Raw genomic sequence first — 11,034 nt, 5'->3', positions numbered from 1 at the left:
CAAGTTAGCCACCTCTTTTTTGGCGTTTGTATATCTGGCTTCCATTTTTAGACTGGCTCAGTGAGATAGAAAATAGTTTTAAGACACACCCTAATCTCTACTCTCTCTTTATTCTTTTCTTCCTTGTGTATCTCTAACATTCTAGTTTCAAAAATTCGCTTTGAGGAAATTTAATAATTGGCTCTATTCCTTATTGAGCATTTGGATAATACTATTATTAAATGATAGAACTATGTATTTGTAAAGGACATATGTCCTCAGTTATCGTCCGCATTATCCCCTTAACTATTTGTTTAGCACAGAATATAAAAAAATTGCCTCCTCAAATCAATCATTGAGAAGGCAATCTATTAAACTACTTCCCATCCTCTTTCTTCGAAAAGAAGTGCTTCAACGCCTCATACACTTGTCCTTTTTCTTTAATAACATAGTATAGGAACTTCTCATCTTTAACGTGTCGGTAAGCGTTCATGAGTGTTGAGTGTCTATTGTATTGGTTGACCTCTCCGTAGCCGAAGATGTTGGAGTGTTTCATGAGTTCTTGGACGAGGCCAATGCATTTTTGGTTGTCGCTGGTGAGGTTGTCGCCGTCGGAGAAGTGGAAGGAATAGATGTTGAATTGGGCTGGAGGATAACGGGAGTCGATGATTTCAAGGGCTTTACGGTAGGCAGAGGAACAGATGGTGCCTCCGCTTTCTCCTTTGGTGAAGAAATGCTCTTCGCTGACTTCCTTGGCTTCGGTATGATGGGCAATGAAGACGATTTCTACTTTTTCATATTTGGTTCGTAGGAAGCGGACCATCCAGAAAAAGAAGCTCCGGGCGACGTACTTTTCAAACATGCCCATCGAGCCGGAGGTATCCATCATAGCCATCACAACAGCGTTGGAATGTGGGATCGTGATTTCTTCCCATGTCTTATATCGTAGATCATCAATTGAGATTTTGGGCTTTCCTTTGTTACCCAGTCTACCGTTTCGGCGAATGGCTTCTAAGAGGGTTCGCTTCTTAGCAATGTTTCCAGAAAGGCCTGTTTTGCGAATATCGTTGAACCGGGTATCTTCTACGGTGATGGAGTCCATTTCCTTCTGCAGTAAATGAGGAAGTTCCATTTCTGCAAAGAGGATATTTTCTAGTTCTTCCATGGATATTTCGGCTTCATAGTAGTCTCCGCCTGCTTGCTCTCCTGCTCCTTGCCCCTTGCCTGATCCTTTTTGTGGCTCACCATCTTTTGCTACGACATCTCCTACTTGCGTGTCACCTTGGCCTTGACCCATCTGTTTACTCTTGTTGTGATTGAAACGAAAACGATACTCTTCCATGGAGCGGATCGGGACTTTTACGACTTGTTTGCCATCGGATAAAACGATACTTTCTTCGCTTACGAGGTCAGGTAAATTTTTCTTGATCGCTTCTTTTACTTTCTCTTGATGCCGAAGCTGGTCTTGATCCCCTTTGCGATGCAGGGACCAATCCTCCTCTGATACAAGCATAAATTCACCTCCCACTATCCCGCTGGTTGCTGGCTAACGGTTTAACAAACTACCGACGTATCGTAGGAGTCCATTGGCACTAGCAGGGGTATATCCATAATCTTCGACTAGGCGGGCAATCACTTCATTCATCCGTTTTAGTTGCCCTTCATCTGGAGTTTTAGCAGATGTGGTGATTTTGACGATATCTTTTAAATCGATAAATAGTTTCTTTTGAATAGCTTCTCTGAGACGTTCATGGCTGTTGTAATCAAAACGTTTCCCTTTACGAGCATAGGCAGATAAGCGGATTAGGATCTCTTCACGGAACGCTTTTTTGGCATTTTCGGAGATTCCAATTTGTTCTTCAATGGAACGCATCAGCTTTTCATCTGGCTCCATCTCTTCGCCAGTAAGAGGGTCCTTGATCTTATGCCAGTTGCAGTACGCTTCGACATTATCGAGGTAGTTGTCCATCAGGGCTTTTGCTGATTCTTCATAGGAGTAGACAAATGCCTTTTGTACCTCTTTCTTCGCGATATCATCGTACTCTTTTCGTGCTAGGGCGATGAAGTTGAGATAACGTTCGCGTTGTTCAGGGGTAATCGATGGATGCTGATCTAAGCCATCTTTCAGGGAGCGAAGGATATCTAAAGCATTGATGTAATCAGCATCGGTGCGAATAAGGGCACTTGAAATACGGTTAATGACATAACGGGGGTCAATTCCGTTTAATCCTTCGTCGTGGAATTCGCTTTTCAGCTCTTCTACATCAATATCTTTAATGCCCTCTAAGGGTTCGCCATCGTAGAGACGCATTTTTTGGATGAGATCCATTCCTTGCCTTTTGGAATCTTTTAATCTAGTTAGGATGGAAAATACAGCAGCGGTACGAAGGGAGTGTGGTGCGATGTGTATATGGGATAGATCAGATTGTTTGATCAGTTTTTCATAGATTTTTTCTTCTTCAGAGACTTGCAAATTATACGGGATCGGCATCACAATAATCCGTGAATGAAGCGCTTCATTTCGCTTGTTTGCAATAAAGTTCCGGTACTCTGTTTCATTGGTGTGAGCGATGATTAGTTCATCTGCGGAGATAAGAGCAAAACGCCCTGCTTTAAAATTACCTTCTTGGGTGAGTGATAGTAGATTCCATAAGAATTTCTCGTCACATTTTAGCATCTCTTGGAATTCCATCAGTCCACGATTTGCTTTATTCAACTCTCCATCAAAACGATAGGCACGTGGATCTGATTCGGAGCCGTATTCGGTAATCGTCGCAAAGTCAATCGAACCTGTTAAGTCAGCAATATCTTGCGATTTAGGGTCAGATGGGCTAAAGGTTCCAATCCCTACCCGCTCATCTTCCGATAAAAAGACTCTTTCTACTACCATATCTTCAATCCGTCCATTGTACTCATCCCGCAGGCGTTGACGACAAGACGGACATACATTTCCTTCTATACGAATCCCTAACTCTTTTTCAAACTCTGAACGTACTTCTTTGGGAATAAGATTTAATGGTTCTTCATGCATTGGGCATCCCTTAATCGCATAAATGGCACCTTCATCTGTTCGCGAATACTCTTCTAGTCCCTTTTTGATCATCGCTACTAGAGTTGATTTCCCTCCGCTGACAGGACCCATTAAAAGTAAGATTCGCTTTCTAACATCCAGACGACGAGCAGCAGAGTGAAAATACTCTTCGACAAGGCGTTCAATAGCATAATCCAATCCAAAAATTTCCCCACTAAAAAATAGATATTTTTTGTTTCCATTGGCGTCTGTTTCAATTCCAGCCCTACGAATCATGTCATAGACACGTGAGTGAGCCGTTTGGGTAACTTGAGGATTTTGCTTTACAATCTCCAGATATTCCGTAAATGTCCCTTCCCACAACAGCTTCTTTTCTTGTTCTCGGTGATCTGCGAGACGCTTTAAAATATCCATAGAAGTCCCCTCTCCCTCTATCCAGCTTCACCCAAACCAATCGGTCTGAGTATCTAACATTTATCTGTCCCATGACATCATACGCATCATAACTCTAGCAATATCCATAAAAAAGAAATGAGAGTTCTAGTATATGCTAGTAGGAGGTACAAGTTGCGTAAGCTCATTAGAATAAGAACAAATTGGGGGTTCACATCACTCGTAATAAAGGGTGGATAAATGGACAGGAAAAGATAATACGTATTAATATTATACAATAATACAAAGATTAAAACAATTTAAAGGGTAAGAAAACACGCCTCCATATAGAAAAAAGACTTGATCTCATGCGTGATCAAGTCAGTCCAGTGTTCAAACAGGAAACTGCCCTAGTTTCTCCTACGTATATTGCAAATTGATTGTCATCAATATATTCAAACACATCGTTGCTGCTGAGAAAGTAAATAGAATTGCTGCGGTAAGATTCACCTTTTTTTCTTCCTTATTCTGAACAAATTTTATCCAAAACATTGTAGCGAGTAATGCGAGAAAGGCGGCAATGACGTAAGATAACCAAAATGGATGTATATCTACAAAGAGCAGAAAGAACATAAGAACAATCGATAGCAGGACTGACGTAAAGAAAATCATAGGTTTCACTATTTTCATCCAAATCCCCCATCTTACTTTTCATTGTATTCTCTCTTCATTATACATGATGCAAGAGTCTCCTATCTCGAACTTCTCAGTCATATCTCCTGACTTATCTCCAGTCGACACTAACATTTTCTTTTTTATACTTCTTTAACAGTGGCTTTAGATCACCATACATGGAGAGTGCTGTTATCGCTGCATAAATCAGTAGCATCAAACCGCTCATGATGGGCAATACGGTCCATTCGAATACAGAGTGCCCAAGTGTTGTTTGGACAAAAATGAGTATGATGGAAATCGTCCAAGCAATACTTCCCATATGAATAAGTTGTCTCGCTTTCTTCTTAGTGATTTGCATCCACTCTGTCAACCAACCAAGTAGCGGGAGGGTCTGCAAGGCGTGGAAGCTAAGTCCATGAAGAACAATTAGGTTACCAGCACTACCGGTAAAGCGGCTTTGCACGATACTCATCCAAGCACCTGCAGCAAAGGCAAATAGGAGCGAAATAAATGCATAACGTATGCCTAGTACAACGAGCGGTCGTTCATGAGATTTCTTTTGGCGGAAATATGGGATAGCAAGAAGTAAGGACACCACGATCATCAATACCGCATCAATTCCGAACAAATAACCAACGATCATATCAAACGTTTCATTCACTTGTGAAAATCGAGGATTAATGCCCCGAAGGTGCTGAATGGTTTCCGCTCCATAGACGTAGAGGAGATCGATGATAAAGAACCAACGAACCGCCTTCCGCTTCCCAGGGCTAAGTCCAGAAAGCGATAGGATAGCTGCGAGAGACAAGGTAAACATACCAATTGCTGCATCAAATGAGAAGGCACTCCATGCATTTCCTTCTGGTAAGACGACGGCCCCATTGATGGCGATGTAGATAACGATTCCAAAGGAAAGCAAGAACCCAAGCAGACCGACCATTACTAAAATCTTTTCCCCTTCGAACAATTTACTCTCTTGTACATGATCTATTTTATGACTTCTCATAATCCATCATCCCTTTTTGTTTATTTATTGATTGATTGATCAATTACGAATGCAGAAAGTTATTTTGTCTGTTGTAATGCATGGATGGTTTCCCAAATTCCCTCTTGAAAAGACGTTGCACGTACAGGGCCGACCATCTTCTCGTATTTCTCTCCACTCAAAACAAGCGGTTCTTCTGTTAAATATAACATTTCCACGATTTCTTTCATGACTGGCACAACTAATCCGAGTACAGACAATCCCCATCGACCGAGCGGAATGACGGATTTAGAGTTTCCACTTGCCTGCTGTGCGATTCGTACGATTTCCTTACCTGAAATTTGACCACCACCAGGGATATTCCAGTTCTCCTTACCGTATGCTTCTTCTTTAGAGGCAAGCTCCACAATCATGAACGCTGCATCTGGCAAGTAAACGTATTCTCTAGGGACATGCATGTTGCCGATAAAAAATGTCATGCTTTTGCCGTCTGCGATATCTTTAATGGTGGAGCCTAAGTAGGATGCCTCGTTTGCTGTTGGGCCGTAGTAATCAGGTAGTCGGACGATCATGACTTGGGTGTTGCTCCATTTGTTGTCAAAAAGCATCTGTTCGAAAGCTAGTCTTGTCTTCCCTTTTCGGGTATGTGGTTGTTTCGGATGGTCTTCTGAAATTCGATCCATCTGTCTTTTTCCATATGGGTAAATCCCATCGACTGCAACTACCTTTATACCTAATTGATTAGCCGCTTCCATCACAGATTCCCCTAACGGAATCAACTTCGTCTCCATTTCGTGATAAGGTACATTTGCACAATGGAACAAAACATCTGCACCTTCTGCCGCTTTTACGATGTCAGCTGGATTAAAAGCATCGCCTGTTGCAAGCGTGATCTTCTCCGAATGACTGATACCATCCTTCAGTTGCTTTAGCTTTGGAAGGGATCTTCCGAAGGCTACTGTCTCAATTCCTCTTTTTGCTAGTTCTTCCGTAATAACTGCTCCAGTACCACCAGTTGCTCCTACCACAATTGCTTTTTTCATCATGTTCACCTGTCCTTTGTTTTTTGTAATTGATCAATCACTAACTCTTGTTCATAACATATCACTTTGTTATTGATTGGTCAATAACAAATTTTAAAAAATCTTATTATCTTTATTTCCCCATCAATTCCGGCATGTTGAGCGCTGATGAAATGTTACACAGCATCCCCCGTGCTAGAAACAACATCGTCCGTTCCTGAGGATTCGGAATGCCAGCATTATCAAAGGCATCTAACACAATACGATGAACTTCACCAAATCCTTTTCGCATTGCTTCCCGAATCGAGTCTTCCTGAATCGTCTGTGCCTGCATTTGAAGCAGGGTTTCATTCCGATATGAGTCTAATATGTCTTCATATGCTCGAATAAGGTCGGGTTCCAGTTGTTCAGACAATCCGGATTCCAAGACTTTGTGAAAAGAATCGATTACCCGTGTCCAGGATACTTCCAATGCTGCTAGTAGTAAGGCTTCTTTGGTAGAAAAGAAACGAAAGATATATGGTTGTGATATTTTAGCTCTTTGTGCGACTTGTGCCGTCGTTGCTCGATAATATCCAACCTCTGCGAATACCTCAATAGCCGCGGAGATGATTTCCTCTTTTCGATTTACTGAAGCTGTATCTGATTTTCCCATTGATTTACTCCCTCTTTTCTTGTTAGTGATTCATCAATTACTTACAGTATATACGAATTCATTCATCAATGATACAGTGTGATGGTAATTTTTTGCCGGAAGATGCTAGGGGCGGTAATTCTGCCCCTTTCTCTTACTTCATCTCTGGAAATCCAATCTGACGAAAAGCCTCATACGTTACAATCGCCACAGAGTTGGACAAGTTTAACGAGCGCCTCACAGGCAACATAGGGATCCGAATCAACGTATCTCGATTCGCCTCTAAAATTTCGCTATCCAACCCCTTTGTCTCTTTGCCAAACACAAAAAAATCGCCTTCACGATATGTAAAGTCTGTATACCAGCTCGAACCTTTTGTAGTCGAACAAAAGAAGCGAGCATCTGGATATTTCCGCTTGAGATCGGCAAAGGAATCATGATATTCGACCCCTAAGTCGTCCCAATAATCTAATCCAGCACGTTTTAATTTCGCGTTATCAATCTCAAAACCAAGCGGTTTAACCAAATGGAGCTTGGCCCCTGTAACCGCACAAGTGCGAGCAATATTCCCTGTATTTTGAGGGATCTCAGGTTCAACGAGTACAATATGAAATGACATTAGGCATCCCTTTCCATCTGAAAACAATTCTTCCCTATTGTACGAAAGGAATGCCTAATCCACAAGTTAATAGACAATATGGAAAAATGCATACCTCGTTCTAGGGGTCCAGCCTGGTGAATCCAGGTATCGCCATGGCCGGAAGGCACTTGGATACGTCTGCGCATGTACAAGTGGTTCGCCATTTTCATCAAAGCCAGTCACGATCGTATTATGGTTCCATTTCCCATCTCCTTCCCAATCATAGCAAATGACATCCCCTAGCTCGAGTTGTCTGGCCTCTTGCCTCATTTGAACGCGTTTACTCTCTCTTAGATACCAATATAAACTGTGAGCTACTGCCCAACTATCACTCCAACGATCATTTTTCCCTCCTCTATGCATGTACCACCAACCTTTTTGGGGATTCCCTTGACCTTCCATCGGAAAATGGCCTGCATACAAGCACTGCGAGATAAAATTGGTACAGTTATCCGTAAACACTAAATAGGCTGGGTTATTATTGTTCCAATGTTGTTTCGCATAGGCTACTGCTTGTTCACGTACATACGTCGATACTTCCATTGGCATAAAAAACTCCCCTCTCTCAGAAACAGAGTATGAGGGGAGAAAAGAAAAAAGCACGCTTTCATATTGATTTTCAAAAGATTAATCTTTATATTCACGAAAGCCTTCTAATTGTAACAGGTTTTTTTTGATTTCCAAGCCACCACCGTATCCCACAAGGGATCCGTTTGCACCGATCACTCGATGGCAAGGTACGATAATGGAAATTGGATTTTTATTATTTGCTCCGCCTACTGCTCGAACTGCTTTTGGAGCTCCAATCGCCTCTGCAACTTCTTTATAAGATGCGACAGTCCCGTATGGAATCTGGCATAATTGCCGATATACGAGCTGTTGAAAGGGAGTACCTGTGAGATCTAGGGGCAAATCAAACTCTTTACGTTTCCGGTCAAAATACTCTAGCAATTGGGTTAGGGCTGGAGTACATGCCTGCTCATTCTCCTCGAAGTGAGTAGAACGGGCTTGCTTACTCGCCCAAATTCGCAAACCGAAAATAGGATCCTCTTTCTTCGGAAAGTCAAGATAACAAAGCCCCTGCTGAGACACCGCCACAGTCATAACACCCACTTGGGATTTCAATGTACTCCAAGCGATAATGGGCTGGCACTGGTTCACAAATAGATCCCCCTTTTGATCATACCAATACAATTCATATTACGATCATACCTCTTTCTGCACAGTAGGTGAGCATGTAATGATTGTCAATTTTTATAACGAATAGTCATGGTAATCTTCTTTGGTTTTTGGGGAGGTAGCTGATTTCTGAATTCGTTCTAAACCTAAGCGAATTTCCCGAAGAACCTCTTCATCCTGCTCTTTATCAAATGCTTGATTCAATATCTCTTCTATCTCCGCACCACCGATCTTGCTCAACGCCCAAGCGCTCATCCCGCGAATCACAGGACGAGGGTCTTGTCCCAATAGATCCTTCAATAATGGAATGGCTGATCGGTCTTGAAAATGAGCAAGTGCGATAATCGCATTTCGTTGGATCGGCTTTTTCCCCCGCCATGAGCCCGACATATATCCATATTTCTCTTTAAACTCACGATTACTCATGGTGAGGAGTGGTTGCAAGAGAGGCTTCACCAATTCAGGATCCGGCTCAAATTCAGTGTGATGAGTAAAGTTGCGCTTTCGATTCTTCGGACAAACCGTTTGACACGTATCACATCCGTAGAGTCGATTTCCGATCTTTTCGCGATAGAACTCATCTATAGATCCTTTGGTTTGTGTGAGAAACGCAATACATTTTGTCGAGTCTAGTTGTCCCGGTTCTACTAAGGCACCTGTGGGACAAACATCTAAACATAACGTACAATCGCCACAACCATCTAAAACAGAATCATCCGGAGGGAGATACAAGTCTGTAATCATCTCTCCTAGATAGATCCAAGAGCCAAATTCCTCGGTGAGGATCGAAGTGTTTTTCGCACTCCAACCAATCCCGGCACGTTCTGCTACGGCTCGATCCGATAGTGCACCTGTATCGACCATCGACTGTGTTCGAGCAGTAGGGACCAATTCAAGCAGATACGCTTCTAACTGGGCCAATTTTTCTCGCAGGACATCATGGTAATCCTGCCCCCATGACGCCCTAGCAAAAATCCCCCGGTACGCTCCAGGCTCAGAACGAGGGGGATTGCTCATCTTGGAGGGGTAGGCGATCGCAATGGCAATAATTGATTTCGCTTCTGGTAGTGTGAGGGTAGGAATCGTACGCAGATTGAGGTCCGGCTCTTCAAAACCAGATTCGTAGCCTGATTCTCGATGTTGAACGAGCTTTTGTTTTAACTCAACAAAGGGATCTGCTGTAGTAAAGCCGATTTTGTCTATGCCGATCTCGTTTGCTTTTTCAATCAATTTTTGTTTCAGTTCCATTGCGTTCATCTAGTCCACCTCCTTTTCTAATTATGTAATACTGGTTAAGCTCTAGGAACCGCAGCTCGGGCTAGTTCGTCACAGCGATTGTTTAGTTCTACGTTGCTGTGACCCTTCACTTTGATAAACTCTACGTCGTGTTTCCGTGTAAGGGCAAGTAATTCTCGCCATAGATCGGGGTTCTTCTTGAAGCCCTCGCGCTCCCATTTGACATACCACTTTTGATGGAAGCAGTTCACGATATAGGCACTGTCGGAGTGAATTTTTACCTTACATTTCGTTTTTAATAGCTTAAGCGATTCGATAACGGCTTGTAATTCCATACGGTTATTGGTGGTGTCAGGGTCTCCACCTGAGATTTCTTTACGATGTTCGCCATATAGTAGAACGGCAGCCCATCCCCCCGGACCGGGATTATAAGAACATGCTCCATCTGTATAAACAATTACTTCTTTCACTGATTTTCATCCCCTTGTAGAAGCATGTAATAGGCATCCCGAATCTGCTGGAAATCGCTCCATGCATCTTTCTTCGCAGACGGGTTTCGTAATAGGTACGCAGGATGTAGAGTAGGCATAAAACGAACCCCTTTTCGCTCGATCCATCGCCCTCTCACTTGTGTAATTCGCGCCTTAGGGTCAATGATCGCCCGCGTAGGTGCAGAACCTAAGAGAACAATTAATTTGGGGCGTATTAACTGAAACTGTTGTCGCAGGATATGGATACAAGTAGACATCTCTTCTGGTTCAGGCGTGCGGTTTCCAGGAGGTCGGCATTTGACAATATTGGTGATATAAATCTGCTCTCTGGGAATTTCAGCAGCTTCTAGAATTTTACTTAATAATTGTCCAGCTTTTCCTACAAAGGGTCTTCCCAAACGATCCTCATCCGCGCCAGGCCCTTCTCCTACTAGCATTAAGGGAGAAGATGGATTTCCTTCCCCTATGACAACCTGGGACCTCCCTTGTGCATGTAGGGGGCACATCTGACATTGACAGTATTTTTCATACAGCTCCACTAAGGACATCCTTACGTATCTCCTTTTCTGTTCGCGTCTAATAAACCCTCTATTCTCTTCAAATATTTCTGGGCATATAAAGAAAACTACCCAACCAAATGAGTAGTTTTTTGTGTGGTCGGGATGACACGATTCGAACGTGCGACCCCCTGGTCCCAAACCAGGTGCTCTACCAAGCTGAGCCACATCCCGATATTCAACTATATAATCGCTTAATGACAAGAAATAATATAGCATACATTACATGAAAT

The 11,034-nt window shown here is 42.7% G+C and carries 11 protein-coding genes and 1 tRNA gene; all 12 read right to left on the bottom strand.

All coding sequences use genetic code 11. The annotated features are described in order from the left end of the window. Positions 1 to 355: 355 nt before the first annotated feature. Entirely contained in the window at positions 356 to 1,492 is a 1,137-nt protein-coding gene (gene yhbH, locus EDD57_RS07815) for a sporulation protein YhbH (RefSeq protein WP_131848895.1), read from the bottom strand. Positions 1,493 to 1,525: 33 nt separating this feature from the next. Then, on the bottom strand, positions 1,526 to 3,424 hold the full coding sequence (locus EDD57_RS07810) for a PrkA family serine protein kinase (protein WP_131848894.1): 1,899 nt from the start codon (positions 3,422 to 3,424) through the stop codon (positions 1,526 to 1,528). 742 nt (positions 3,425 to 4,166) lie between these two features. Beyond that, a complete protein-coding gene (locus EDD57_RS07805) occupies positions 4,167 to 5,063 on the bottom strand; it encodes a hypothetical protein (RefSeq protein WP_207896810.1) in 897 nt (298 codons plus the stop codon). Between the two features lie 59 nt (positions 5,064 to 5,122). Next, entirely contained in the window at positions 5,123 to 6,085 is a 963-nt protein-coding gene (locus tag EDD57_RS07800) for an SDR family NAD(P)-dependent oxidoreductase (protein ID WP_131848893.1), read from the bottom strand. A 112-nt stretch (positions 6,086 to 6,197) separates the two neighbouring features. Next, the gene (locus tag EDD57_RS07795; RefSeq protein WP_131848892.1) at positions 6,198 to 6,719 is read right to left on the bottom strand and encodes a TetR/AcrR family transcriptional regulator; all 522 of its coding nucleotides are present in this window, start codon (positions 6,717 to 6,719) and stop codon (positions 6,198 to 6,200) included. A gap of 133 nt (positions 6,720 to 6,852) precedes the next feature. Further along, positions 6,853 to 7,317 (bottom strand): tRNA (cytidine(34)-2'-O)-methyltransferase, encoded by a 465-nt coding sequence (locus tag EDD57_RS07790; protein WP_093292515.1) that lies wholly within the window; start codon positions 7,315 to 7,317, stop codon positions 6,853 to 6,855. Between the two features lie 66 nt (positions 7,318 to 7,383). After that, positions 7,384 to 7,887: an amidase domain-containing protein gene (locus EDD57_RS07785; RefSeq protein WP_131848891.1), complete on the bottom strand. Its 504-nt coding sequence runs from the start codon at positions 7,885 to 7,887 to the stop codon at positions 7,384 to 7,386. Between the two features lie 78 nt (positions 7,888 to 7,965). Then, positions 7,966 to 8,499, bottom strand: a complete 534-nt coding sequence (locus EDD57_RS07780) for a methylated-DNA--[protein]-cysteine S-methyltransferase (RefSeq protein ID WP_243649491.1) — start codon at positions 8,497 to 8,499, stop codon at positions 7,966 to 7,968. Positions 8,500 to 8,592: 93 nt separating this feature from the next. After that, positions 8,593 to 9,774: a tRNA epoxyqueuosine(34) reductase QueG gene (gene queG / locus EDD57_RS07775; protein ID WP_131848890.1), complete on the bottom strand. Its 1,182-nt coding sequence runs from the start codon at positions 9,772 to 9,774 to the stop codon at positions 8,593 to 8,595. 35 nt (positions 9,775 to 9,809) lie between these two features. Beyond that, positions 9,810 to 10,223, bottom strand: a complete 414-nt coding sequence (gene rnhA, locus EDD57_RS07770; protein ID WP_131848889.1) for a ribonuclease HI — start codon at positions 10,221 to 10,223, stop codon at positions 9,810 to 9,812. Next, positions 10,220 to 10,792 (bottom strand): uracil-DNA glycosylase, encoded by a 573-nt coding sequence (locus tag EDD57_RS07765; protein WP_131848888.1) that lies wholly within the window; start codon positions 10,790 to 10,792, stop codon positions 10,220 to 10,222. Before EDD57_RS07765 ends, rnhA begins: the two co-directional genes overlap by 4 nt. Positions 10,793 to 10,898: 106 nt before the next feature. Next, positions 10,899 to 10,975: transfer RNA gene (locus EDD57_RS07760), tRNA-Pro, on the bottom strand. Positions 10,976 to 11,034 lie beyond the last annotated feature (59 nt).

The organism is Baia soyae (assembly GCF_004341445.1).
GTDB lineage: Bacteria > Bacillota > Bacilli > Thermoactinomycetales > Thermoactinomycetaceae > Baia > Baia soyae.
Note: the sequence above shows the minus strand (reverse complement) of the source record. Positions and strands in the feature narration are given on the sequence as shown.

What these genes read in the sequence shown, in the direction of transcription:
- EDD57_RS07765 (WP_131848888.1), bottom strand. Translation starts at nt 10,792, where the DNA reads ATGTCCTTAGTGGAGCTGTATGAAAAATACTGTCAATGTCAGATGTGC.
- EDD57_RS07800 (WP_131848893.1), bottom strand. Translation starts at nt 6,085, where the DNA reads ATGAAAAAAGCAATTGTGGTAGGAGCAACTGGTGGTACTGGAGCAGTT.
- queG (WP_131848890.1), bottom strand. Translation starts at nt 9,774, where the DNA reads ATGAACGCAATGGAACTGAAACAAAAATTGATTGAAAAAGCAAACGAG.
- EDD57_RS07790 (WP_093292515.1), bottom strand. Translation starts at nt 7,317, where the DNA reads ATGTCATTTCATATTGTACTCGTTGAACCTGAGATCCCTCAAAATACA.
- EDD57_RS07795 (WP_131848892.1), bottom strand. Translation starts at nt 6,719, where the DNA reads ATGGGAAAATCAGATACAGCTTCAGTAAATCGAAAAGAGGAAATCATC.
- EDD57_RS07805 (WP_207896810.1), bottom strand. Translation starts at nt 5,063, where the DNA reads ATGAGAAGTCATAAAATAGATCATGTACAAGAGAGTAAATTGTTCGAA.
- EDD57_RS07810 (WP_131848894.1), bottom strand. Translation starts at nt 3,424, where the DNA reads ATGGATATTTTAAAGCGTCTCGCAGATCACCGAGAACAAGAAAAGAAG.
- yhbH (WP_131848895.1), bottom strand. Translation starts at nt 1,492, where the DNA reads ATGCTTGTATCAGAGGAGGATTGGTCCCTGCATCGCAAAGGGGATCAA.
- EDD57_RS07785 (WP_131848891.1), bottom strand. Translation starts at nt 7,887, where the DNA reads ATGCCAATGGAAGTATCGACGTATGTACGTGAACAAGCAGTAGCCTAT.